The organism is Rhodanobacter sp. FW106-PBR-R2A-1-15, from assembly GCF_058789735.1.
The window spans coordinates 1-25,487 of the sequence record NZ_JBYTEM010000026.1 but is presented as its reverse complement, the minus strand read 5'-3'; the positions used below and the strand labels follow the sequence as shown (position 1 = coordinate 25,487).

19 protein-coding genes are annotated in these 25,487 nt (G+C 68.0%); 5 read left to right on the top strand and 14 right to left on the bottom strand.

Features of this window, described 5'->3' with window-relative positions:
- The first annotated feature begins 78 nt into the window (after positions 1–78).
- A complete protein-coding gene (locus AC3WTD_RS13400; protein WP_492614061.1) occupies positions 79–1,119 on the top strand; it encodes a hypothetical protein in 1,041 nt (346 codons plus the stop codon).
- Positions 1,120–1,206: 87 nt separating this feature from the next.
- Here the strand turns inward: AC3WTD_RS13400 and AC3WTD_RS13395 are convergent, their stop codons facing one another.
- The 3 genes from AC3WTD_RS13395 to AC3WTD_RS13385 form a co-directional block, all read right to left on the bottom strand.
- Entirely contained in the window at positions 1,207–1,848 is a 642-nt protein-coding gene (locus AC3WTD_RS13395) for an HD domain-containing protein (protein WP_492614060.1), read from the bottom strand.
- 158 nt (positions 1,849–2,006) lie between these two features.
- Positions 2,007–3,080, bottom strand: coding sequence for an alanine racemase (gene alr, locus AC3WTD_RS13390; protein WP_492614059.1), 1,074 nt, complete (start codon positions 3,078–3,080; stop codon positions 2,007–2,009).
- Entirely contained in the window at positions 3,080–4,360 is a 1,281-nt protein-coding gene (locus tag AC3WTD_RS13385; RefSeq protein ID WP_492614058.1) for a D-amino acid dehydrogenase, read from the bottom strand. The genes alr and AC3WTD_RS13385 overlap by 1 nt, the downstream gene beginning before the upstream one ends.
- Positions 4,361–4,505: 145 nt before the next feature.
- Between AC3WTD_RS13385 and AC3WTD_RS13380 the strand changes: the two genes are divergently transcribed.
- A complete protein-coding gene (locus tag AC3WTD_RS13380; RefSeq protein WP_027492671.1) occupies positions 4,506–5,018 on the top strand; it encodes an Lrp/AsnC ligand binding domain-containing protein in 513 nt (170 codons plus the stop codon).
- 73 nt (positions 5,019–5,091) lie between these two features.
- On the opposite strand, the gene AC3WTD_RS13375 is transcribed toward AC3WTD_RS13380, so the two are convergent.
- From AC3WTD_RS13375 to AC3WTD_RS13330, 10 genes are all read right to left on the bottom strand, one after another.
- On the bottom strand, positions 5,092–6,384 hold the full coding sequence (locus AC3WTD_RS13375; protein WP_492614057.1) for an adenylosuccinate synthase: 1,293 nt from the start codon (positions 6,382–6,384) through the stop codon (positions 5,092–5,094).
- Between the two features lie 47 nt (positions 6,385–6,431).
- Positions 6,432–6,614 (bottom strand): DUF2065 domain-containing protein, encoded by a 183-nt coding sequence (locus AC3WTD_RS13370; protein WP_027492673.1) that lies wholly within the window; start codon positions 6,612–6,614, stop codon positions 6,432–6,434.
- A 10-nt stretch (positions 6,615–6,624) separates the two neighbouring features.
- Positions 6,625–7,491, bottom strand: coding sequence for a protease modulator HflC (gene hflC, locus AC3WTD_RS13365; RefSeq protein WP_037089651.1), 867 nt, complete (start codon positions 7,489–7,491; stop codon positions 6,625–6,627).
- Positions 7,491–8,561 (bottom strand): FtsH protease activity modulator HflK, encoded by a 1,071-nt coding sequence (hflK, locus tag AC3WTD_RS13360; protein ID WP_027492675.1) that lies wholly within the window; start codon positions 8,559–8,561, stop codon positions 7,491–7,493. Before hflK ends, hflC begins: the two co-directional genes overlap by 1 nt.
- 168 nt (positions 8,562–8,729) lie before the next feature.
- On the bottom strand, positions 8,730–10,031 hold the full coding sequence (gene hflX / locus AC3WTD_RS13355) for a ribosome rescue GTPase HflX (protein ID WP_027492676.1): 1,302 nt from the start codon (positions 10,029–10,031) through the stop codon (positions 8,730–8,732).
- A 57-nt stretch (positions 10,032–10,088) separates the two neighbouring features.
- Positions 10,089–10,385 (bottom strand): RNA chaperone Hfq, encoded by a 297-nt coding sequence (hfq, locus tag AC3WTD_RS13350; RefSeq protein WP_027492677.1) that lies wholly within the window; start codon positions 10,383–10,385, stop codon positions 10,089–10,091.
- Between the two features lie 132 nt (positions 10,386–10,517).
- Positions 10,518–11,486, bottom strand: a complete 969-nt coding sequence (gene miaA, locus AC3WTD_RS13345; RefSeq protein ID WP_027492678.1) for a tRNA (adenosine(37)-N6)-dimethylallyltransferase MiaA — start codon at positions 11,484–11,486, stop codon at positions 10,518–10,520.
- Between the two features lie 143 nt (positions 11,487–11,629).
- Positions 11,630–13,792, bottom strand: a complete 2,163-nt coding sequence (locus AC3WTD_RS13340; RefSeq protein WP_492614056.1) for a S46 family peptidase — start codon at positions 13,790–13,792, stop codon at positions 11,630–11,632.
- A gap of 115 nt (positions 13,793–13,907) precedes the next feature.
- A complete protein-coding gene (locus AC3WTD_RS13335; protein ID WP_492614055.1) occupies positions 13,908–16,034 on the bottom strand; it encodes a S46 family peptidase in 2,127 nt (708 codons plus the stop codon).
- A 135-nt stretch (positions 16,035–16,169) separates the two neighbouring features.
- Positions 16,170–18,287 (bottom strand): hypothetical protein, encoded by a 2,118-nt coding sequence (locus AC3WTD_RS13330; protein ID WP_235642019.1) that lies wholly within the window; start codon positions 18,285–18,287, stop codon positions 16,170–16,172.
- Positions 18,288–18,426: 139 nt separating this feature from the next.
- Here AC3WTD_RS13330 and tdh point away from each other — a divergent pair, with 139 nt between their 5' ends.
- The 3 genes from tdh to kbl all read left to right on the top strand — a co-directional run bounded on the left by tdh (position 18,427) and on the right by kbl (position 24,548).
- Positions 18,427–19,461 carry an L-threonine 3-dehydrogenase gene (tdh, locus tag AC3WTD_RS13325; protein ID WP_027492680.1) on the top strand — a complete coding sequence of 345 codons (1,035 nt, stop codon included), beginning with the start codon at positions 18,427–18,429 and terminating at the stop codon, positions 19,459–19,461.
- Between the two features lie 136 nt (positions 19,462–19,597).
- Positions 19,598–23,263, top strand: a complete 3,666-nt coding sequence (locus AC3WTD_RS13320) for a DUF748 domain-containing protein (protein ID WP_492614054.1) — start codon at positions 19,598–19,600, stop codon at positions 23,261–23,263.
- 85 nt (positions 23,264–23,348) lie between these two features.
- On the top strand, positions 23,349–24,548 hold the full coding sequence (kbl, locus tag AC3WTD_RS13315; RefSeq protein WP_235642017.1) for a glycine C-acetyltransferase: 1,200 nt from the start codon (positions 23,349–23,351) through the stop codon (positions 24,546–24,548).
- A 6-nt stretch (positions 24,549–24,554) separates the two neighbouring features.
- Here kbl and AC3WTD_RS13310 read toward each other — a convergent pair whose 3' ends face one another.
- Positions 24,555–25,328 carry a pseudouridine synthase gene (locus tag AC3WTD_RS13310; protein WP_492614077.1) on the bottom strand — a complete coding sequence of 258 codons (774 nt, stop codon included), beginning with the start codon at positions 25,326–25,328 and terminating at the stop codon, positions 24,555–24,557.
- Positions 25,329–25,487 lie beyond the last annotated feature (159 nt).

Here is a 25,487-nt window from a genome sequence, read left to right as displayed (position 1 = left end):
GGCACGGAAGGATCTTCCGCGCGCAAACGTAAAGGACCCTGGAAGCCGCGGATCGGCCGCTGGCAGGAGGTCCACCCCATGCGCAACACAACTCTCCGCAACAAGACCCTCAACACCGCCCTGCTCGCCAGCGCCCTCGCCCTGGCCTCGATGGCTCCGGTACACGCCCAGATCCTGGGTGGCGGTGGACTCGGTGGCGGCATTACCGGCGGCCTGCAAGGCCCTGTCAACGCGACCATGGGTCAGGTCGGTGGCCAGGTCGGCGGCCAGCTCGACGGTTCGGCCCGCGGCATGGGCCGTCTCTCTCCCGACATCAACACGCGGGCAGCCGAGCGGCGCGCGGAGCGTCTGCGCCAGCGTGCCGCCCGCACCGCCGCCACCGCGACGGACACCGCCAGCCAGGCCACCCGCCAGGTGAACGGCCACGCCGCCGCTGACGCCGCCGGCAACCTGGCCGGTGCGGCCGGCGCCAATGCCGGCAACGGTGCGCTCGATGGCACGCTGAACGGCGCGGCGCAACTGGATTCGTCCGCAACCGGCGCCCTCGACACCGCCGCCACACGCGACGCCGTGAGCGGCGCCGCGGACCAGGCCGCGAATCGGGCACGTTCGGCCGTCTCGACGGCTGAAAGCAGCAGCCGCAACGCGGCGAACCGCGCGCAGAATGCCGCAGGCCAGGCGACGGCGAGCGCCGAAGGCGAAGCCGCGGGTTCGGCCAACACCGCCATGGGTACGGCGCAGCAGGTGTCGGCCTCCGGCGCGCAGTCCGCCCAGGGCGCCGGTTCGCTCGGCACGGCTGCCGCCGGCAACGCGTCGCAGGCCACCTCGGCTGATTCGGGCACTTCATCGGGCAGCGAGACTGCTTCGAAGCCGGGGCTGCTGTCGGACGCTTCCAGCGCCGCGCGCAGCGCCGGGGACCAGTCGGTCGACGTGTCCGGCTCGGGCGCAACCCAGGGCAGCACCACCGCCAATGCCGATTCGACCCATGGCAACGGCTCCGCCAACGCCAGCGGCCAAGCCAGCGGTCAGGCCAGTGCCCACGGTTCGGCGCGCAGCGGCGTTTCCACCTCGGCACAGGCCGACGGCAACGCCAGCGCCAGCGCGAACGCGCAGCACTGAGCTGGCAACTGCGTAAAAACGAAGGAGCCCCGCTTGCGGGGCTCTTTTCGTCAAGCCGGCAGTGGCGTCACGGCGGCAGCGGTCACTTCATCCGGCAGGCGTGCTGAAGGGCAACGCCGCACGCCGCTCCGCCCCAGCCAACTCGTGCATCCAGTCCACCGTGGTGTCGAGCACCCTGGCCGCCTTGACTCCGCGTGCCGAAAAGATTTCCGCCAGCGCCTGGTAGTAGCCGAGTGTGCCGTCGCGGCCGCCGGTGAAGCGGTCGAACACGCGGGTGCCGATCTCGGGATCTTCGAGGTCCTGCACGATGGCGCGAGCGTTGTGCAGCTTGTCGCAGGCACTGACTAGCAGGGTGGCGTCCGGTGACTGCCGCAGGTGCGCGAGGTAGCCGAGCTTGCGCTCGAGCCAGTCGCGGCGTTTGGCCTCGGGATCGGTGTGGCTGGCCTTGCCTTCAGCGGTGCCGTCGGTGCAGTCCCTGACGATGTTGGCGACGGCAGCGCCGAATTGCGCGCGAATTGCCGCCTCGTGCACGGTACCGCCATCCTCGATGGTGTCGTGCAGCAGGCCGGCGATAGCCTGATCCTCGCTGCCGCCGAACTCGATCACCAAGCTGGCGACGCCAAGCAGGTGGTAGAGGTACGGGATGTTCGAGCCCTTGCGCAGCTGGGTGGCGTGGGCGATGCGGGCGTAGTCGACGGCGCGGCTGAAGCGCTCGGTGAGTGCGGTCATGGCGTTCCCCCTTGGCTGGTCCATGCCGCGATGGTGGCAGCGATGGGTCGCAGGGAGCGAGATCGATGTGTTCTGGAGATCAAGAGCTTGACCCCCGCACCTAAAGGACTCCCTGCGGCGCCAGCCTCCCCCTGCACGCAGGGGGAGGAGCAGAGCATTCACGCGTCGACGTAGCTGCGCGGCACGCGCTTCAGCCCGCACAGCAGCTGATACGCGCTGCTTTCGCTGTGCAGCGCCAGTTCGCTGACCGGGACCTGTTTGCCCCACAGCTCGATGCGGCTGCCGAGGCCGGCGGCAGGATGGTCGGTGAGGTCGACGGTGAGCATGTCCATCGACACGCGGCCGACCAGTTCGCCGGGGCGGCCGTCGATGGTGGCCGGGGTACCGTTGGGGGCGAACTGGGGGTAGCCGTCGGCGTAACCCATCGCGACGACGCCGATGCGGCTGGGGCGCTGGGTGACGAAGCGGGCGCCGTAGCCGATCGGTTCGCCGGGCGGCAGTTCGCGCACGCCGATCACCTTCGACTCCACCGTCATCACCGGGCGCAGGCGATCGGCGACCGGGTGCGCGCCGGCGAACGGCGTGGCGCCGTACAGCATCAGGCCCGGTCGCGCCCACTCGCCCTGCGTCTCGGGCCAGCCGAGCAGCGCGGGGGAATTGCCGAGGCTGCTGGGCAGGTGCAGCTCGTCGCACACCTGGTGGAACAGCGCCTGCTGCTCGGTGGTGCGTTCGCAGTCCAGCTCGTCGGCACGGGCAAAGTGGGTCATCGCCACCACCTCGCGCACCTGCGGCATGGCCTGCAGACGCTGCAGGCTGGCGCGGTAGTCCGCTGCGGCCAGGCCGAGCCGGTGCATGCCCGAATCGAGCTTCAGCCAGATCGTGAACGGCCGGGTCGGGCGCGCGCGCGCGATCGCGTCGATCTGCCACTCGGCCTGCACCACAAACCACAGGTCATGGGCGTCGATCAGCGCCAGCTCGTCGGCCTCGAAGAAACCTTCCAGCAGCAGGATCGGGGCGCGGATGCCGGCCTCGCGCAGTTCCAGTGCTTCCTCGATGCAGGCCACGCCGAAACCGTCGGCCTCCGCTTCCAGCGCCTGCGCGCAGCGCACGGCACCGTGACCATAGGCGTCGGCCTTGACCACGGCCAGCGCCTTGCGCCCGCCCAGCTCGCGCGCGAGGCGGTAGTTGTGGCGCAAGGCGGCCAGATCGATCAGTGCACGTGCCGGACGCATCAGGCATGGACTCCCGCGGAAGGGCGGCTACTGTAGCGCGAGATGTCCAGACCCTCGCTGCTGATCTGCGGCTTGCGCCCAGCGATCAGGTCGGCCAGGTAGCGCCCGGAACCGCAGGCCATGGTCCAGCCCAGGGTACCGTGGCCGGTGTTGAGGTAGAGGTTGTCCAGCCGGGTCGCGCCGACCACCGGCGTGCCGTCGGGAGTGGCCGGGCGCAGGCCGGTCCAGAAGGTGGAGTGGCTCAGGTCGCCGCCATGCGGGTACAGGTCGCCGACCACTTTTTCCAGGGTGGCGCGGCGGCGCGGCGACAGCGACAGGTCGAAGCCGGACACCTCGGCCATGCCGCCGACGCGGATGCGCTGGTCGAAACGGGTCACCGCCACCTTGTAGGTTTCGTCGAGGATGGTCGAGGTGGGCGCCAGCGCCGGGTCGGTGATCGGCAGGGTCAGCGAGTAACCCTTCAGCGGGTACACCGGCAGGCGGATGCCCAGCGGCGCCAGCAACTGCGTGGAGTAGCTGCCCAGCGCCAGCACGTAGCGGTCGGCGCGTTCGAGCTTGCCGTCGATGCGCACGCCGCTGAGGCGGCCGCCGTCGTGCTCGAGCTTTTCCACGGTGGCGCCGAAGCGGAACTCGACGCCCATCTCCTGCGCCCGCGCGGCGAGCAGGCGGGTGAACAGTTCACAGTCGCCGGTCTGGTCGTTCGGCAGGCGCAGCGCGCCACTGAGCTGGTCGACCACCCCGGCCAGCGCCGGTTCCACCCGCACGATGCCGGCGCGGTCGAGCAGCTCGTACGGCACACCGTACTGCTTGAGCACGGCAATGTCCTTGGCCGCGTCATCCAGTTGCGCCTGGGTGCGGAACAACTGCACGGTGCCGAGCTGGCGGCCTTCGTAATCCAGCCCGGTCTCGGCGCGCAGTTCGTCCATGCAGTCACGGCTGTATTCGGACAGGCGCACCATGCGCGCCTTGTTGATGGCGTAGCGACTCGCGGTGCAGTTGCGCAGCATCTGCAGCAACCACAGGTACTGCTGCGGATCGAGGCCGGGCCGGATCGCCAGCGGCGCGTGGCGCATGAACAGCCACTTCAGCGCCTTCAGCGGCACGCCGGGGGCGGCCCACGGCGAGGCATAACCGGGCGAGATCTGGCCCGCGTTGGCGAAGCTGGTTTCGCGCGCCGGCGCGCTTTCGCGGTCCACCACGGTCACCTCGAAACCGGCGCGCGCCAGGTACCACGCGCTGCACGTTCCGATCACGCCGCTGCCCAGAATCAGTACCCGCATTACGCTCCCCTTCCGACGATGGCCTGCGGTCCGACCGCAGGAGTGACAGCCAGCGAGTATAGAAACGATCCATCAGGCTTGTTCTCTGTCTTTTGCCTCTATCGCAGGTAATATCGCTGCCAAATCGGCAATCCATGGTGGGCATATGGTAGCGAAGCGGCAGGAATTCGACAAAATCGACCGGAAGATCCTCCGCGTGCTGCAGGACGAAGGGCGCATCTCGTTCACCGAACTGGGCGAGCGGGTCGGCCTGTCCACCACGCCGTGCACCGAGCGTGTGCGCCGGCTGGAACGCGACGGCGTGATCACCGGCTACCACGCGCGGCTCGACCCGCACCTGGTCGGCGCCGGCCTGCTGGTGTTCGTGGAGATCAGCCTGGCCTACAAGTCGGGCGACATCTTCGAGGAGTTCCGCAACGCCGCGCTGCGCCTGCCCAACGTGCTGGAATGCCACCTCGTCTCGGGCGCATTCGACTACCTGATCAAGGCGCGCATCTCGGGCATGGCCTCGTACCGCAAGCTGCTCGGCAACACCTTGCTGACCTTGCCGAACGTGCGCGACTCGAAAAGCTACATCGTGATGGAAGAGATCAAGGAAACGCTGAGTCTGCCGGTGGGTGAGCGCGTCGGGCGCAACGAAGGTGACTCCGGAGGATGAATCGTGCCGATGGCGGAAACGAAGAGGCCCCGCGTGGCGGGGCCTCTCGCGTGGTGTCGTGGAGCGGTGGCGATCAGGCGAACGGATCGTCCAGGCTGATGGTGTCGTCGCGGTCGGCACCGGTGGCGACCAGGGCCAGTTTGCAGCCGGAGAGTTCCTCGACCGCACGCAGGTAGGCGCGCGCGGCGGGCGGCAACTGGTTCCAGTCGCGGATGCCCGCGGTGGATTCCTGCCAGCCGGGGAATTCCAGATAGACCGGCTTGCACTCGTCCCAGCCGTCCGCGTCGAGCGGCGCCAGTTCGCGGCGCTTGCCGCGGTATTCGTAGGCGATGCAGACCTTGACCGTGGCCAGGCCGTCGAGCACGTCGAGCTTGGTGACGGCCAGGCCGTTGATGCCGTTGATCTGGGTGGCGCGCTTGAGCGCCACCAGGTCGATCCAGCCGCAGCGGCGCGGGCGACCGGTGCTGGCGCCGAACTCGTTGCCCTTCTCGCGCAGCAGTTCGCCCATGTCGTCGTTGAGCTCGGTGGGAAACGGGCCGCTGCCGACGCGAGTGGCGTAGGCCTTGCAGATGCCCAGCACGTAGTCGATGTCGCCCACGCCCACACCGGTGCCAGCCAGAGCGCCGCCGATGGTGGTGTTGGACGAGGTGACGTAGGGATAGGTGCCATGGTCGATGTCGAGCAGCGCACCCTGCGCGCCTTCGTACAGGATGTTGCCGCCGTCGCGACGCACGTCGTGCAGGATGGTGGCGACGTCGTCGACCAGCGGGCGGATGTACTCGCCCCAGGCCAGCGCGTCCTTCAGCACGGCGTCGTAATCGACCGGCTCGGCCTTCAGCCACTGGGTGAGGATGAAGTTGTGGTATTCGACGGCGGTCTTCAGCAGCACCGGCAGCTCGTGCGGGTACATCAGGTCGGCCACACGCACGCTGCGACGGGCGACTTTGTCCTCGTAGGCCGGGCCGATGCCGCGGCCGGTGGTGCCGATGGCCTTGCCGCCGGCGGCGATCTCGCGCGCTTTGTCCACCGCGATGTGATACGGCATGATCAGCGGCGTGGCCGGGCTGATCTTGACGCGCGAACGCACCTCGACGCCGTTCGCTTCGAGCTCCGCGATTTCGGTCATCAGCGCGGCCGGCGACAGCACCACGCCGTTGCCGATCAGGCACAGCGCGTCTTCGCGCAGGATGCCCGAGGGAATCAGGTGCAGCACGGTCTTCTTGCCCTTGATCACCAGCGTGTGGCCGGCATTGTGGCCGCCCTGGAAGCGCGCCACCGCACTGACCCGCTCGGTCAGCAGGTCGACGATCTTGCCCTTGCCCTCGTCGCCCCACTGCGCACCCAGAATGACTACTGACTTGCCCATAATCTTCTCGCTCAGGTTGGTGGCCCCGTCGACGGGAGCACACGTAATCAATGGAAAAACTGCAACAGCACCAGGCCGGCCGCCATCGCGCCGGCGCCGAACAGCCGCAAGGTGTGTGGCGGCAGCTTCAGCGCCTCGCGCACCATCGCCTGCCAGCCTTGCGGCGCCGCGAACAGCAACAAGCCCTCGATCACCAGCATCAGGCACAACGCGGCAGCCAGCTGGTGCATCGGGGTCGACTCAGCGTTTCTGCACGGGCTGTTCGAAGTAGCGCAGGAACTCGTCGTCGGGCTTCAGGATCAACACGCCCTTGCCGTCCTCGAACGAGGTACGGTATGCGGCGAGGCTGCGGTAGAACGTGAAGAACTCCGGATCCTGGGTGTACGCCTGCGCGTAGATGGCGGCCGCTTCCGCATCACCCTCGCCCTTCACCTTGGCCGCGTCGCGCTGGGCATCGGCGCGCAGCACCTGGCCCTGGCGGTCGGCGTCGGCCTGGATCTTCTCGGCCGCTTCCTGGCCGGTGAAGCGCAGTTCGTTGGCCAGTTGCAGGCGCTCGGCGCGCATGCGCTTGTACACCGACTCGCTGACCTCGTTCGGCAGGTCGATGCGCTTGATGCGCACGTCGACCACGGCGATGCCGAGGTTCTTGCGCGCCGAGGCGTCGGTCTGCGCGCGCACGCGTTCGGTGATGTCCTTGCGCCCGCCGGAGATCAGGTCGGGCAAGGTGCGCGCGTTGAACTCGAAGCGCAGCGCGTCCTTCACGATCGGGGTCAGCCGCTGCGCCGCCTGCAGCTGGTCGCCGCCGGTGGCACGGTAGTAGGCGGCGTTGTCGGCCACCCGCCACTTCACGTAGAAATCGACGTTCACGCTCTTCTTCTCGGAGGTGAAGTAGCGCTCCGGCGGCGCGTCCAGCGACAGGATGCGCTTGTCGAAATGCATCACCTGCTGCATCACCGGCAGCTTGAAGTGCAGCCCCGGCTGGTAGTCGGTGCGCACGATGCGGCCGAACTGCAGCAGCAGTGCGCTGTGGCCCTCGCCGACCACGAACATGCTGTTCAGGCCAAGCAGGACCACCAGGAAGGCGATGATGGCTGAACTGACCTTCATCATGGCTGCGTCCCCTTGCCGGCCGCGCTGCCGGTCGGCGGCGATACCACGGTGCCGGTCGTGCCCGCGTCGAGCTGCGTTGCCGCCGGCGAGCCCTGCGACGCCGGCAGGTTGATGATGTTGCGGCCGCTGGAGCCGTCGATCACCTTGGGGTTCTTCGCCATCACCTGTTCCATCGTTTCCAGCCACAGCCGCTTGCGGGTCACTTCCGGCGCGGTCTTGTACTGCTTCAGCAACAGTTCGAAACGGGCGGCGTCACCGGTAGCCCGGGCCACGCGCTCGGCCTTGTAGCCGGCGGCCTCGGCGGCGATGCGCGCGGCGTCGCCGCGCGCCACCGGCACCACCTTGCTGGAATAGGCCAGGGCGGCGTTCTCGATACTCTGCTTGTCCTCGCGGGCGTTGTTGACGTCGTCGAAGGCGTCCTTCACCTCGTTCGGCGGCGCCACGTTCTGGAAGCTGACCTCGGTGACGCGCAGTCCGGAATCGTAGGTGTCCAGCGTCTTCTGCAGGGTTTCCTGCGCCTGGGTGACCAGGCTGGCGCCGGCGGCGGACAGGATCTGGTCCATGTCGCTGCTGCCGATCACTGAGCGCACCGCGGCTTCGGCGGCGGCGCCGATGGTGCCATCCGGGTCGTTCAGCGAGAACAGGTACTTGCGCGAATCGTCCACCTGGTACTGCACGGTGAAGTCGATCGTGATGATGTTCTCGTCCTTGGTCAGCATCGCCACCTTGTCGGTGACCGAGCGGATCCGCGTGGCCTCGACCTTGGTGACGGACTCGATCGGCTGCGGCAGCTTCAGGTGGAAGCCCGGCGGCAGCGTCCGCGAGTACTCGCCGAAGCGCAGCACCACACCAGCCTGACGCGCGCCGATGATGGTGTAGCTGCTGAACAGCAGGCCGACGACGAGCAGCACCACCACGCCGGTGAGCAGGCTGCCAGGGCCCTGCCCCAGCTTGCCTAGACGCTTCCTGGCGTTGTTGAGCAGATCGTCCAGCGGCGACTTGCCGCCCTGGCGATTCCTGTTCCACGGATCACGTTGCCCGTTGTTGCCGGGTTCATTCCATGCCACGAGTCAGTCTCCTAGGGGCCGTCGGGAGGCCGGCAACCACGGCCGGAACACGCGTTGCACCGGGTTGTACACGAGATTCAGCCAAGGCTGCAGGGACGTTGCGCCAACCACCTTCCGGCGCCGCGCAAACAGCGGGGATTCTAGCAGAGCGCGGCTCGCGCCGGGGCGTCATTCCGCCACGGCCAGTAGTTGGCGCAGCAGGCGGGTTTCGGTGGGGTCGCCACCGCTGAGCGGGGCGATCACGCTGCGCGGCGCGTCGATGCGCAACTGCCAGCCGTGCTCGTCCACCGTCTCGCCGGTGATCGCGCCGGCCGCCTTCAGCCGCGCATGCAGGCGTCCGGCCGACAACGGCAACTGCAACGCCGACTGCACCCGCTCGCCGCCGAGCAGTTCGCCCAGCGCCTGGCGCAACAGGTCCAGCCCGGCGCCGGTGGCAGCGGACAGCCAGACCCGCACCGGTTTGCCCGAGCCGTCGCGCTCGATGCGCGGCTCGGCGCCGGCCAGGTCGATCTTGTTCATCACGTGCAATTGCGGCACGTCGCCGGCGTCGATCTCCTCCAGCACGTTGTCGACCACGCGATGCAGGCGCTCGCGCTCATCGTCGGCGGCGTCGCTGACGTGCAGCAGCAAATCGGCATCGCGCGCTTCGGCCAGGGTGGCGCGGAACGCGGCGACCAGGTCGTGCGGCAGCTCGCGGATGAAACCGACGGTATCGGCCAGCACGGCCGGGCCGCAGCTGAGGTCCTCCAGCTTGCGCACGGTGGGATCCAGCGTGGCGAACAGCTGGTCGGCGGCGTAGACGTCGCCGGTGGTCAACGCGTTGAACAGGGTCGACTTGCCGGCGTTGGTGTAGCCGACCAGGGCGACGCGCGGCACCGTGTTGCGCAGCCGCGCACGGCGTTGCTGGCCGCGCTGGGTCTGTACCTTCTCCAGCCGCTTGGTGAGCATCTTGACCCGCTCGCCGAGCAGGCGGCGGTCGGTTTCCAGCTGGGTCTCGCCGGGACCGCGGTTGCCGATGGCGCCGCCGCGCTGGGTGTCCAGATGGGTCCAGCCGCGTACCAGCCGGGTGGCCAGGTGCTTCAGCTGGGCCAGTTCCACTTCCAGCTTGCCTTCGTGCGAGCGGGCTCGCTGGGCGAAGATGTCCAGGATCAGGCCGGCGCGGTCGACCACACGGATACCCAGGTGTTTCTCCAGGTTGCGTTCCTGCACCGGAGTCAGCACGTGGTCGACCAGCACCAGGTCCGCCTCCAGCGCACGCGCCGCCTCGGCCACCTCGTCCGCCTTGCCGGTACCGATGTAGTAGCGCGGGTTGGGATCCTCGACGCGGGCGCTGATCAAGCCCAGTACCTCGGCACCGGCGGATTTCACCAGCTCGGTGAACTCCGCCACGCGCCGCGCCGTATCACCTTCGCCACGGGTATGCGGCAGCACCAGCACGGCGCGGTCGCCTTTCTTTTGTCGGTCAAACACGAGTGGGCGTGGTCCTTCAGGAGCAGACCCACTTCATGCGGGCGGCCCGCCCCTCTATCAAGCGTCCGCGTCGGCGGACGTGGCCGACGCGTCGGACTGATGGTCGTGGCCTTCATGGCCTTCATGGCCCTCGTGGCCATTGCCGATGCGTACGTTGCGGCTCGGTACCACGGTGGAGATGGCGTGCTTGTACACCATCTGACTCACCTGGTTGCGCAGCAACACCACGAACTGATCGAACGATTCGACCGTACCCTGCAGCTTGATGCCATTGACCAGGTAGATGGCCACCGGCACGCGCTCGCGCCGCAACGCATTCAAAAACGGATCCTGCAACGACTGCCCTTTGGACATTTCTTGTTCTCCCCTTGCCACGGACAGACCGGAGAAAAAACGCCGATGGCGCCCCGGTCCAACATGACCGGATGTTAGCTGCTTTCAAATACTTGATGAAAGAAGATTTTTGCGCAGCGCAAGTGCACTGGGTCACGCTGGCGACGCTGACCCGCCCGCGCCGCCCAGAAACAGCTGTACGGCCGCCGCGGCGCAGGCGGCCAAGCCGGGCTGATCGGGGTCGAACAGGCGGGTGCCATAGTCGCTGCGCAGCCAGGTGATCTGCCGCTTGGCCAGCTGGCGGGTGGCGAAGATGGCGCGGTCGCGGAACCCGACCGCGTCGGTCTGGCCGTCCAGGCGCTCCCACGCCTGCCGGTAGCCGACCGCACGGATCGCCGGCAGGTCGGCATGCAGGTCGCCGCGGGCGCGCAGCGCGCGCACCTCGTCCAGGAACCCTTCCGCCAGCATCGCGTCGAAACGCCGGGCGATGCGCTCGTGCAGCACGCGCCGGTCAGCCGGCAGCAGCGCCAGCTTCAGCACACGCCACGGGAAGCGTGTCGCCGCACCGCTGCGCTGCAGTTCGGACAGCGGCCTGCCGGTCAGTTCGATCACTTCCAGCGCGCGCTGCAGGCGCTGCACGTCGTTGCAGCCGATGCGGTTGGCGGAGACCGGATCGAGGGTTGCCAGCCGCATATGCATGGCCGGCCAGCCGAGTTGCCGCGCCTCGGCGGCCAGTCGCGCGCGGGTCGCTGGATCGGCTTCCGGCAAGTCGGACAGCCCCTGCTGCAGCGCACGGAAGTACAGCCCGGTACCGCCGACCAGCAGCGGCACCCTGCCCCGCGCGCTGATCCGCTGCATCGCCGCCAGCGCATCGGCGCGGAAATCCGCCGCCGAATACGGCTGGGCAGGATCGCGGATGTCGACCAGCGCATGCGGATGGCGCGCCAACGTCGCCGTATCGGGCTTGGCCGTGCCGATGTCCATGCCGCGGTAGACCAGCGCCGAATCGACGCTGACCAGCTCCAGCGGAAACCGCTCGCCCAGCTCGCACGCCAGCGCGGTCTTGCCGGAGGCGGTGGGGCCCATCAGGAAAATGGCGAGGGGGCGGGTGTCGAGCGGCATCAAGGCCAGTGTAAACGGTGCGACAACCGCCCGTAGCGCACCCTGTGTGCGATGCTCTGATGTCGGGCAGAGCCAAGAGCATCGCGCACAGAGCCTGCCCCGGACTCGATCCGGGGGTGCGCTCCTACGCCGTCAGGTGCGGCTTATCTCCCCGGCACGCCCATTTCCTTCAGCAGGTTGTCGGCGTGGTCGAGGTGGTGCATCACCCACAGCATGTAGCGCACGTCGACCTGGATCGAGCGGTTGAGCTGCGGGTTGAACAGCCAGTCGCCGCTGACCGATTCCCAGTTGCCGTCGAAGGCGAGGCCGACCAGCTGGCCGTTCGCGTCCATCGCTGGCGAGCCGGAGTTGCCGCCGGTGATGTCCAGGTCGGCAAGGAAGTTGACCGGCAGCGTGCCCAGCTTCGGCGAGGCGTAGCCGTCAAACGCCTTGGCCTTGATCGCGGCCAGCTCGGCCTTCGGCGAGTTGAACGGCTCCACCCCGGTGTCCTTCTCGACGATGCCCTGCGCGGTGGTGAACGGCGCGTAGCTGACGCCGTCGCGCGGCGCCACACCCTGCACGTTGCCGAAGGTGACGCGCAGCGAGCTGTTCGCATCGGGGTAGACCGGCAGCTTCTGCGAATCCTTCCACGCGATCATCGCCTGCATGTAGCGCGGGCGCAGCTTGGAAAGCTCGCCGTCGCGAGCGTCGCCTTCGTCTTCCAGCTTCTTCAGCTGCGGCTGCACCGCACGGGCCAGCTTGAGCATGCTATCGCCACTGGCGTCGATCGCCTTGCTGTCGGCTTCGAACCACTTCATGCGCTCATCGACGCTGCCGAGCTTGCTGCCGGCGTACAGTGCGGCGACCTTCTGTTTCAGCTGGGGCTCGCTCTTCGCGCCATCGAGCCAGGCGTCCAGCGCGGGCAGACGCTGGGCCTGCGGCAACGCCACGTAGCGCGTGAGACCGTAGACCATGAATTGCTGGTCGACGCTCGGGTCGTAGCGGCGGTCCATCTGCTTCAGGCCGCCTTCGATGCGCACCCAGTCGCGCTGCTGGTAGCCGGCGTCACGATCGAGGTCGGCCTTGGGCCGCTCTTTCGCCAGGTGGGTCAACCGCACCGCGGTGCTGAACAGCTGGGCGCGGTTGACCAGGCCGATGGCCAGGTTGCGCTCGCGATTGCCCTGGTCGGCGGCGATCTGCTGACGCAGCTTGCCGATGTCGGCCGCCAACTCGGCATTCTCCGCGCCGCCCTGCTGTTTCAACCACGCTTCGAGTGCCGCTTCCTGCGCACGCTTCACGTTCACCGCATCGGCACGATGCAGGCCTTCGAGCTGGCCGTCGAAGTTCTTCAGGTAATTGTTGAGGCCGGCGACCATGCTGGCGTACTTCACCGCCACCTTCGGGTCGGCCTTGCCGGCGCTGTTGATGATGTTGAGTGTGTCCTCATACACCTTGATCTGGGTCGGGTACGTCCAATCGATCGAGCTCTGCACCTCGTCGGCAAGGCGGTAGCGGTTGGTGCGGCCCGGGTAGCCGACCACCATCACGTAGTCGCCCTGCTCCACGCCCTGCGGGTTCACCTTGAGCACGTGCTTCGACTGGTACGGCACGTTGTCCTTCGAGTAGGTGGCCGACTTGCCGTCCTTCGAGACGTAGGCGCGCAGATAGCCGAAGTCGCCGGTGTGGCGCGGCCACATCCAGTTGTCGACGTCGCCGCCGAACTTGCCGATCGACTCCGGCGGCGCGTAAACCAGGCGCACGTCCTTGATTTCCAGCTGGCGGATCAGCTGATAGTTGTAACCACCATGGAAGGTGTAGACATCGCAACGGTAGCCGTCGCTCTCGCAGGCCTTGACCTGCTGCTTGATCGCCTGCTCGATCGCCTTGTAGCGCTCGGCTCCGCTCATCGCATCAGTGAGCTTGGCGGTGATCTCCTTGGTGACGTCGCGGATTTCCTCGGTGACGAAGACGCGTGCGGACGGACCGGCGGAAAGTTCGTCCGCCTTCGTCTTCGCCAGGAAGCCTTTCTCGATCAGGTTGTTCTCCGGCGTGGAGTTCAGCTGCAGCGCGCCGTACACGCAGTGGTGGTTGCTCACCACCAGGCCCTCGGGCGAGACGAACGAGGCGGTGCAGCCGCCCAGGCTGACGATCGCACCCATCGGGTAGACGGTGAGGTCGGTCAGCGTCTTCGGGTCCAGCTTCAGGCCGTGCTGCTTGAGCGTGGCGGCGATGGATGGCAACTGGGCGGGCTGCCACATGCCTTCGACGGCATGGGCGGACGAGATCAGGCCGATGGACACGGCTGCGGCAAGCAATAGACGACGCACGGAAAATCTCCTGGTGAAAGCCGGCCCCGGAAGACCAGAAAAATGACGCAATATCTTTCGACTTATGCCCGAGCCGGGTGGTCGCGGCATCTGCCGCAAGTCATGCCTGCGACATTCAGCGCGCAGGCACGCCCAGCTCCTGCAGCAGCCACGGTGCCGGGTAGACCTTGTCCATCAGCCAGCGCATGTAACGCATGTCGACGTGGATGGCGCGCTTGTAGCGCGGGTCGAACATCCAACTGGCGCTGACCGCCTCCCAGTTGCTGTCGAAGTTGAGGCCGACCAGCTCGCCTTTGGCGTTCAGCACCGGCGAACCGGAGTTGCCGCCGGTGGTGTCGAGGTTGCTGAGGAAGTTCACCGGCATCGTGCCGGACTTCGGGTCGAGGTAGCCGGCGTAGTCGCCCTTGGCGATCGCCTTGAGCAGCGGCGTGGGCGCGTCGAACGGCGCCTCGCCAGTGTTCTTCTCGACGATGCCCGCGGTGCTGGTCAGCGGCGCGTAGGCGACTGCGTCGCGCGCCGCGAGTGGGGTGACCTTGCCGTAGCTCACGCGCAGGGTGGAGTTCGCGTCCGGGTACACCGCCCGCCCCTGCTGCTCGCGGTAGGCGATCAGCGCCTGCATGTAGGCCGGGCGCAGGCGCAGCAGCTCGCCCTCGCGCGCCTTGCGTTCGTCATCCAGGCACAGCAGCGCCGGTTGCAGCTTCGCGGCGAGCGCCAGCAGCGCGTCGTCGCTCCTGGCCAGTTCGGTCGGCGTGGCCTCGAGCCAGTGCAGGCGCTGCGCTTCGTCGCCCAGTCTGGTGACGGCGTAGACGCGATCCAGCGCGGTCGCCAGTTCGGCCGGCGTGCGGCCGAAGGCGGTATCGAACTCGGCCAGACGCTGCGCCTCGGGGAGCTGCTGGTAGCGGCCCAGCAGCACGGCAAGCAGGCGCTTCTCCACTACCGGGTCGTAGCGGCGCTGCACCTGGCGCAGACCGCCGGCGATCAGTTCCTCGTCGCGCTGCTGGTAGCCGTTTTCCCGCTCGGCGTCGGGCTTGCCGCGCTCGTGCGCCAGACGCTGCAGACGCAGCGCCGAACGCAGCAGCTGGGTCTGCGACTGCGCGAGGCCGAGCAGCAGGTCGCGTTCGCGGCCCGCGTTGCCGGCGGCGATTTCGGCCATCGCGGCGTCGATCTGCGGGCGCAGCGTACGGGCATCGGCCTGCTTGCCCAGCCATGCCAGCATCGCCGCCTCGTCCCGCTGGCGCACCGCCACCGCATTGCTGCGCTTCAGGCCGTCCAGCTCGCCGCTGAAACGCTTGATGCCGTTCTTCAGCGACTGCAGCTGCGAGGCGTAGCGAATCTTCGCCTGCGCATCCGCCTTGCCGGCCTCCTCGATCACGTCCTGCAGTGCCTTCATCGCCGCCACCGAGGCCGGCAGGCGCCATTGCACCTGGTCGGCGAACTCGGCGGCGCTGCGGTGGCGGTAGGTGATGCCGGGATAGCCGGCGAGCATCACGTAGTCGCCTTCGCTCACGCCGTCACGAGCGATCTGCAGGTGCGCCGGCGGTGTGTACGGCCGGTTGTCTTTCGAATAATCCGCCGGCTTGCCGTCGGGACCGACGTAGGCACGCAGCACGGTGAAGTCGCCGCTGTGGCGCGGCCACATGAAGTTGTCCACCTCGTCGCCGTAGTTGCCGATCGCGCGCGGCGGCGCGTAGACCAGCCGCACGTCGCGCAGCTCCAGTTGCTTCACCAGGTAGAAGTCGCGGCCGTAGAACATGTTCGCCACGCTGCAGCGCATGCCGTCCTCGCGCTCGCACGCGGCGACCAGCGCCTTGCTCGCCGCGTCCACCGCGTCGTAGTAGGCGCGGCCAGTCTTGCCGCGGGCGTTGGCCAGCACCTGCTCGGTGACCTGGTCGAAGCCGACCGTGACGCGCAGGCGGAAATCCGGGTTGGCCGGCAGCTCCTCGCCGCGACTGGCCGCCACGTAGCCCTGCTCGATCAGGTTGCGCTGCGCGTTGCTGTTGTACTGGATCACCCCGAACGCGACGTGGTGATTGGTCAGCACCAGGCCCTCGTCGCTGACGAAGGCACCAGTCGCGCCACCGACCTTGACCACCGCATTGAGCGGCGCCCTGGTGAGATCGGCGAGGTCGGCGGGATTGCCCTGGAAGCCCGCCGCGTGCAGCGGTCCGCCGATGCCCGGCAGCTGCGATGGCATCCACATGCCTTCGTCGGCCTGTGCAGTCGGTGCCAGCATCACGGCCATGACCAAACCCATCTTCCTCAAACGCATTCATGTATCCCCAAGCATTTCGCAACAACTTGCGAACATAGGACGGAACGCCCGTGGGGGTAACGCTGCATTGCACACTGCCGTCCATGGCGATCGGCAGCGGGAAGCTCAGCGGCAGGACTGCCCGGCCGGCGGCGGCAAGGCGAGAAATACCGTGCTCCACAGCTGCGCGGCGTTGGATTCGTCCTCGTCCGTACTTCCCGCACCGAACGGCTCGATGCGGTAATGGCCATCGGCGTATGACCAGGACCACAACTCCGAGGTACGCACCGCGCCAGCCGCGCAGATTGCCCGCCACAGCTCGGACTGTGCCGCCTCCAGGTGCTGACGGGTCGGGGCGGACAGGTCGGCGCGGGCCAGCTGGCGCTGCAGGCCGGCAGCCATGATGGCCTGCTGCCAGGCCCAGACCACGGTGCCGTGGTACGCGTTGTTGCCGAAGCGCCGCCACACCTCGCGATCGGCGTAGGCGGGATCGGCGACCAGCATGCCCACGTCAGTCATCAGGCCCGCCGGGAACGGCCGCATCAGGCTGGCGACGTTGCGATCCAGCACGGCGGCGTCAGGCTTGCCGAACAACAACCGGAAACCCTCGTCCGAATGCAGCACCGGAATCGGCTTGCCCTGCGCATCCAGCGCGATGGCGGGGAATTCCAGGCTAGCGTCGCCTATGGCCTTCAATGCGGAGGCATCGGACACACCGATCTGCCTGGCGTAATCGCGCACCTGCCGGGTAGCGCGCTCGTTGGACAGACGCACGGTGAACAGGGCGCTGGCGTGCTGTTCCCAGTCGCCGGCGCTGGCGGCGGCCGCGCGCAAGCGCTCGCGTTGCGCCGGCGTGGTGTAGTCGTCCAGCAGGCCGGCATCGAGGAACTCGCCGATCGCGCGCAGCGCGGCCGGCATCCAGACCGCGTTGACGTCGTAGGGATAGCGGCCGCGGCCGATGCCCTCGTTGCTGTCGCGCCACTGACCCACCTTGGCGCCGGGCTTGAGCGCGATCAGGTTCGCGTACACCGGCTTGCGCGCGAAGGCTTCGCTGCTGGCGGTGACGAACAACAAGTTGCGCACCAGCGCATCGCCCTGCCGCCCGGCCCCGAGCTTGCCGGCCAGGAAGGCGCGGGCGCCGTCGCGCCCGCGCGGATCCTCCAGCAGCCATGCGGCCGCGACCGGCGGCAACATGAAGTTGCCGTCGATCATCGTGTAGTCGTAGATCGGCGCCGCCGACGGCTTGCCCTGCTCCTTGAGATGCTGCAGTACCGCGAACTCGCCGATGCCCTCCTCGTGCGCGACCTGGCCATCCGGCGAAAGACGCGCCAGCACCGAGGCGATCCCGGCGTCGACCGCCACCGGTTGCAGCACCGGCATCAGCAGGCGCAGCGACATCAGCGTGTCGCGGCCGAAATAGGTATCGAAACGCCAGGAGCCGGCGAGGAATTTCTCGCGGTAGCTGAGGAACCGCAGTGCCTCGCGGCTGCGTAGATCGGCTTGCGCACGGTCGTTGAGCAGGTCAGTGAACGGGGTCAGCGGGGGCTCGCCGGTGCTGGCTTCGATGCGCAGGTGCAACGCCTCGCCCGCGCGATCCGGGCGCAGCACGATGTGCCCGTCCTCGCGGGCGAAGCGGCCGTTGTCCGTGCTCAGCGCGATGGCGTAGCCCGGCGCACCGTCCAGCCGCTGGCGCTGCCAGCGGATCGAGCGCCCGGTGAGCTGCGGCGTGGCGACGATCTGCGGCGTGGCCGCTACCTGCGCGGCGTAGCCCTGGCCGAGCTGGTAGTCGCGCAACACGCGGATGCTGCCGAGCACGGCATCCTTCAGCACCAGCCGGTCGGCCGTGACACTGGCATCGGCGGCGATGCCGTTCCAGGCGTGCCCCTCCACGGTGCGCTGCTGGCCCGTTACCCGCCCCAGCGACCAGTGCACCGGTTTGCTGGTCGGCTCGAACCAGACGCCTGCACCGCTGTTGCCGGCCGGAAACGCCACCAGCACGCGCGGCTTCTCGCCGGAGCTGAGCAGCAGATGGGCCGCGACGGGGCCATCCTGGAAAAATGCGTTCTCGATGTTCCCTTCTGTGATGCGGAACTGCAGCGGGCTCCCGGTCCCCTGATCCGGTGCCGCCCACGCCGCCGGCATGGCTGCCAGACACGCCACCAGTGCCAGCGACGAAACGACGGAGCGCCACCGCTGCTTCGGCACCGCCGCCCCGACCAAACTCCCCATCGTGCTCAAACGCATTCGCCTGCTCCGTTCAGTGACACACAGTCTTGCGACAGTAAAAGCACGGGTTCGGGACCACAACGCTGCACTGCACGAAGCCGGCCTCCCGCGCGCCTCCTATAATGCCTGGTTACCTACTCTCCCCACGGAAATTCCCATGCCTCAGATGATGAAAGCCTTGGTCAAGCGCAAGCCCGAGCAGGGCATCTGGATGGAAGAAGTGCCGCTGCCCGAGGTCGGCCCCAACGAGGTGCTGATCAAGATCGAGAAGACCGCGATCTGCGGCACCGACCTGCACATCTACAAGTGGGACGAGTGGAGCCAGCGCACCATCAAGCCGGGCCTGACCATCGGCCACGAGTTCGTCGGCCGGATCGTGGAGGTCGGCCCGGGCGTGACCGGCTACAAGGTCGGCGACCGCGTCTCGGCCGAAGGCCACATCGTCTGCGGCCACTGCCGCAACTGCCGCGCCGGCCGCCAGCACCTGTGCCCGAACACGATCGGCATCGGCGTGAACCGCAACGGCGCGTTCGCCGAGTACATGACCATGCCGGCCTCGAACCTGTGGCCGATCCCGGACCAGATCCCATCCGAGCTGGCCGCGTTCTTCGACCCCTACGGCAACGCCGCGCACTGCGCGCTGGAGTTCGACCTGATCGGCGAGGACGTGCTGATCACCGGCGCCGGCCCGATCGGCATCATCGCCGCCGGCATCGCCAAGCATGTGGGCGCGCGCAACGTGGTGGTCACCGACGTCAACGACTACCGCCTGAAGCTGGCGGCCGACATGGGCGCCACCCGCGTGGTCAACGTGGCCAACCAGTCGCTGAAGGACGTGATGAAGGACCTGCACATGGAAGGCTTCGACGTGGGCCTGGAGATGAGCGGCAACCCGCGCGCGTTCAACGACATGCTCGACTGCATGTACCACGGCGGCAGGATCGCCCTGCTCGGCATCCAGCCCAAGGGCGCCGGCATCGACTGGGACAAGGTGATCTTCAAGGGCCTCACCCTGCAGGGCATCTACGGCCGGCGCATGTACGAGACCTGGTACAAGATGACCCAGATGGTGCTGACCGGCTTCCCGCTGCAGAAAGTGCTGACCCACCAGATCCGCATCGACGACTTCCAGAAGGGCTTCGACCTGATGGACGCCGGCAGCTGCGGCAAGGTGGTCTGCTCCTGGAGCTGAACGAGCGCGGACGACGGTCGCCGTCTGTCATCGCCGGTTTCACCGCATCTGCGTAAACTTCCTGCGGCCGGTCGCTGCCGGCTGCAGGAAGTGCCCGGCGGGTGCCGCCGGTCCATGACGCCACCGGAAAGTCCGCATGAACGCCCTTCGCTCCATGGCAGGTGCCCGCCTGGCGGCGGCCCGCGACAAGGCCCGGCAGCTGTACCGCTCGCACCGCGCGCGCAAGGCCACACTGATCGCCGCCATCGTGCTGGTGGTGTTCGGCCTGCTCGGCTTGTTCGCCGCCCCGCCGATCATCCGCGGCCAGATCGAGAAGCGCGCCAGCGCGGCCCTGTCGCGGCCGGTGACGGTGGCTGCGGTGCATTTCAACCCGTATACCCTGCGCCTGCAGCTGGATCGCCTGCACATCGCCGACCGCGACGGCCGCTCGCCGTTCGTGGACATCGACCAGGCAGTGATCAACGCCTCGTGGACTTCGCTGTTCCGCCGGGCGCCGGTGCTGGACGAACTGCGCCTGCAGCAACCCCGGATCCGCATCGTGCGCACGGCAGACGGGCGCTTCAATTTCACCGACCTGCTGGAGCGCTACGCCGCGAAGCCTGCCGCACCCAAGGCGCCGCCGGCGCGCTTCGCGCTGTCCAACATCGCCGTGCATGCCGGCGACATCCAGTTCGACGACCAGCTGGCCAAGGCCAACCACCACGTCGAGCAGCTGGAACTGGGCATCCCCTTCATCGCCAACCTGCCCAGCGACACCGACGTGTTCGTGCAGCCGCTGCTGTCGCTGCGGGTGGATGGCAGCCCGCTGCGCATCGACGGCCACACCAAACCCTTCGCGGACACCCGCGAGACCGTGGTGCACTTCCAGCTCGACCAGCTGGATCTGCCGCGCTACCTGGCCTACGTTCCCGTGCCGCTGCCGGTGGCCGTGCCCAAGGGGCGGCTCAGCGGGAATCTCGACCTGCACTTCGTGCAGACCAAACCCACGCCGCAATTGCAACTGACCGGTCACCTGCAACTGGATGACTTCGCGCTCGCCAGCAACCATGGCGAGCCGATCCTCGAACTCGGCCACGGCAGCGCCGAGCTGGCCGACGTGCAGCCGCTGCTCTCGCGCTATCGGCTGGCCGCGCTGCAGCTGGACCAGGCCCGGCTGCACTACACCCAGGCTGCCGGTGGCCACAGCAACTTCGATAGCCTCACCGCCAGCCCGGCACCGCCCGCCTCCACCGCCAAGGCAACGCCGACCGACCTGCGCATCGCCTCGCTGGCACTCACGAACAGCGCCATCCGCTATACCGACGCCACGCAGCACGAGCTGGCCATCGACAACCTGCACGGCAGCCTGCAAGGCCTGAGCCTGCAACCGGCACCAGCCGGCCGGATCGACCTGGCCGCCCGGCTCGGCGGCGGCGAGCTGTCGGCCAAGGGCACGCTGGACCTGGCCGCCGGCCGACTGGCGGCCCAGCTCGGCCTCAACCAGGTGGACGTGGCCCCGCTGCAGGCGATGGCCCCGCCGATGGCCGCGCGGGTAACCAGGGGCAAACTCGACGCCGACGGCCAGCTGCAGCTCGACTGGGGCAAGGCCGTCAACGTACATCTCGCCGACGCACACGCCGCGGTGAGCGACTTCGCGCTCGAAGCGCCTTCGAAAGAGCACGGTACCCCGCTGACCTGGGGCAAGCTGCAGGCGGAGATCCGCCTGCTCGACCTGGCCAATCGCCAGGCGCAGCTGGGCACGGTCACCGCCAGCGGCCTCAGCCTGGATGTGCAGCGCCAGCACAACGGCGCGATCAGCCTGCTGGAACTGCTCGCACCGCCGGGTGCCCTGCGGAAGGCCGCGGCGGATCCGGGTCCACCCTGGCACTGGAGCATCGCCCACCTGGGCCTGGACGGCGGCGCGGTCGACTTCACCGACCAGGCCGTCGGCTCCAAGCCCGCCACCGTGCAGCTGAAATCACTCAAGGGCAGCCTCGACGATCTGGACGACAAGCTGGGCGTCGCGCGGCCGTTCAAGCTGGAAGGCGCCATCGACGGCGGCAGCTTCACCGCCTCCGGCAAGCTGCGGCCCTCGCCGCTGGGCGCCGACCTGCAACTGTCCACCAGGCAACTGGACATCGCCCGCTTCGAGCCGTACATCAGCGTGCCGCTGAACGTCACCGTGTCGGGCGCCCGACTCACCAGCAACGGCAAGCTGTACTACGACGGCCGCGGCAGCACGCCGAAGCTGCATTACCGCGGCAACGCCGCACTCGAGCGCGTGCGCGTGCAGGACAAGCTCACCGGCGACGACTTCCTGCGCTGGCGCACGCTGAGCGCATCCAACCTCGACGCCGACATCGGCCAGGGCGCGCCGCGCATGCACGTCGGTGCCCTGACGCTCACCTCGTTCTACGCCCGCATGATCATCAACGCGGACGGCAAGCTGAACCTGTCCGACGTGGTCGCCTCGCCCGAGGCCGCGCCGGTATCGGTAACCCGCGCGACCGGCACGCCGGCCACGCCGCCCCCGCCACCACCGAAGCCAGCGACGCCCGCACCGGCGGCAACCACCGGCGTGGCGGTCGCGGCAGCCACGACACCGGCCGCGCCCCCGGCCGACATCCACCTAGGCGGCATCACCCTGGTCAACGGCCAGCTCAACTACACCGACAACTTCATCAAGCCCAACTACACCGCCAACCTCACCAAGCTCACCGGCCGGATCGGCGCGTTCGGCACCACCCCGGGCGATCCGCCGGCCGCGCTGTCGGTGCAGGCGGCGCTGGACGACGACTCGCCGGTGGACATCGACGGCAGCATCAACCCGCTGCAGCCGGTGGCGTTCCTGGACATCAAGGGCAAGGCCAACGAGGTGGAGCTCACCCGGCTTGCCGCCTACTCCACCAAATACACCGGCTACCCGATCACCGCCGGCAAGCTCAGCGTGGACGTCCACTACATGCTGGACCAGCGCAAGCTCGATGCGGACAACCACATCTTCATCACCCAGCTCAGCTTCGGCGAGCGCAACGAGAGCCCCGGCATCAGGCACCTGCCGGTGAAGCTGGCGGTGGCGCTGCTCAAGGACACCCAGGGCAACATCGACGTGAACGTGCCGGTGTCCGGTTCGCTGGACGATCCGCAGTTCAGCCTGGGCGGAATGATCTGGCGCGCCTTCGGCAACCTGATCGCCAAGGCTGTCACCGCGCCGTTCCGCCTGCTGGCCGGCGCCTTCGGCGGCAGCCACGAGGATCTGGGCTACGTCGAGTTCGCGGCGGGTTCGGCGGTGCTCGACGCGAAGGCGCAGGAGCGCCTGGGCAAGATCGTGGCCATGTTGCAGCAGAAGCCGTCGCTGAAGCTCGGCATCATCGGCCGGGTCGACCCGGGCAAGGACCAGGATGGCTTGCGCAAGGTGACGGTGGACAACCTGGTACGCCGCGAGAAGGCGCTGGATACCGAAGGCAAGAACGCCGACACCTCGGATGCCGCGCTGGCCGCGGTCAACGTCACCCCGGACGAATACGAGAAGTACCTCAAGCGCGCCTATCGCCACGACGACCTGCAGGACAAGCCGCGCAACTTTCTCGGCCTGAAGAAGTCGCTCGAACCCGACGAGATGCGCAGCCTGATGGAAACCGGCGTGCCAGTGGACGCCAAGGCCATGCGCGCGCTGGCCGAGCGCCGCGCCGCCGCGGTGCAGGCGTGGCTGAAGGGCAAGCTGGACGACGCGCGCGTGTCGCTGCAGGAACCGAAGCTCGATGCCCAGGGCGTCGACGACCAGGGCAAGACCACGCGCGTGGATTTCGGCCTGAAGCAGTAGCGCTCGCAGGCTCGGCGCCGTGGCTTCCTTCCCAGCACGGCGCCAAGCGGTCAAAATAGCGTTTTGCCACCGGCGGGAATTTCCCATGAGCTACTCAGCCAAGGCGCGCTACGCCAGCGAACTCGACGCCATTCGCGAACAGGGCCTGTTCAAGGCCGAGCGCATCATCACCTCGCCGCAGTCCGCCGAGATCGAGCTGCAAGGCGGCCGCAGGGTGCTGAACTTCTGCGCCAACAACTATCTTGGGCTGGCCGACCATCCCGCGGTGATCCAGGCCGCCAAGGACGCGCTGGACAGCCATGGCTTCGGCATGGCCAGCGTGCGCTTCATCTGCGGCACGCAGGATCTGCACAAGCAGTTGGAAGCGAAGATCGCCGAGTTCTTCGGTACCGAGGACACCATCCTCTACGCCGCCTGCTTCGACGCCAACGGCGGCCTGTTCGAACCGCTGCTGGGCGAGCAGGACGCGGTGATCTCCGACGCGTTGAACCACGCCTCGATCATCGACGGCATCCGCCTGTGCAAGGCGAAGCGCTTCCGCTATGCCAACAGCGACATGGCCGACCTGGAGCAGCAGTTGCAGGCCGCCGATGCGGCCGGCGTTCGCACCAAGCTGATCTCGACCGATGGCGCGTTCTCAATGGACGGCTTCATCGCCAGGCTCGACCAGATCACCGCGCTGGCGGCGAAATACGACGCCATGGTGCACATCGACGAATGCCACTGCACCGGCTTCCTCGGCGACAGCGGCCGCGGCTCGGCCGAGGTCAACGGCGTGATGGACAAGATCGACATCTTCACCGGCACGCTGGGCAAGGCGCTCGGCGGCGCACTGGGCGGCTTCACTACCGGCCGCAGGGAAGTGATCGAGCTGCTGCGCCAGCGCTCGCGCCCGTACCTGTTCTCCAACTCGTTGCCGCCGCACGTGGTCGCCGCGGCGATCAAGGTGTTCGACATGCTCTCCAGCGCCGGCGAGCTGCGCGAGAAGCTCAAGGAAAACACCCGCTACTTCCGCGAGCGGATGACCGCCGCCGGCTTCGACATCAAGCCGGGCGTGCACCCGATCGTGCCAGTGATGATCTACGACGCACCGAAGGCGCAGGCGATGGCCGCTGCCCTGCTGGAGGAAGGCATCTACGTCACCGGTTTCTTCTACCCCGTGGTGCCGCAGGGCCAGGCGCGCATCCGCACCCAGATGAGCGCGGCGCATACCCGCGAACATCTTGACCGGGCCATTGCCGCCTTCACCAAGGTGGGCCGGAAGCTGGGCGTGATCGGCGGCTGACGGCACTCAGCCTTTGCGGGTGTCGAGCGCTCTCACTTCATCCGCACTCAGCTGTCGCCACTGCCCTTTCGCGAGTTCGCCCAGCGCAAGCGGTCCGATGGATACCCGGATCAGGCGCAGCACGTCGAAACCCAGAGCGGCCAGCAGCCGGCGGATATGCCGGTTGCGGCCCTCGTCCAGCACCATTTCAAGCCAGGCATTCTTCTCGCCCGTGCGCAACAACGCGACCCGCCGCGCTTTCAGCAAGTCGCCGGCATCGTCGATGCCCGCCAGCATCGCGGCCAGCACTGCGGTATCCGGCAGGCCGGATACCTGTACATGGTAGGTCTTGTCCAGATGCGTGGCCGGGTTGGTGATGCCGGCGGCCCAGACGGTGTCGTTGCTGAGCAGCAGCAGGCCTTCGCTTGCCTTGTCCAGCCGCCCAACCGGACCCAGCCACGGCAAGCCGGCGGCCGCCAGCGTGGTGTAGACCGTCGCGCGGCCATGCTCGTCGGCTGCACTGACCACAAGCCCTCGCGGCTTGTTGAAGGCGACATAGACGCACTTGGCCGACTTCACCGGCTGGCCATCGACGGCAACCTGCTGCCGATCGATCAAGGTCGGGTGATACGGGTCGCGCACCACACGGCCGTCCAGGCTGACCCGACCAGCGCGGACCCACTGCTCGGCCTGGCTGCGCGAACAGGCACCCAGTTTGGACAACACGCGGGCCAACCCATAGCGTGGCTGTTGCGCGGATGCCGCGGGACGGACGGAGCGAGGAGAAGGTGGGCGAGGCATTGCACCAGCGTATAGGTCGGGACCGCAGTGCGACAAGAAGACGCACCCTGCATTGGCGCTCGACAGAAAAAACCCGGCCGAAGCCGTAATGCCAGTCAGTTAAGCTGACTGGCGTTTTCGTGGGGTACTTGTGGGGTCGCCGTTTGACTTCACGGGGGC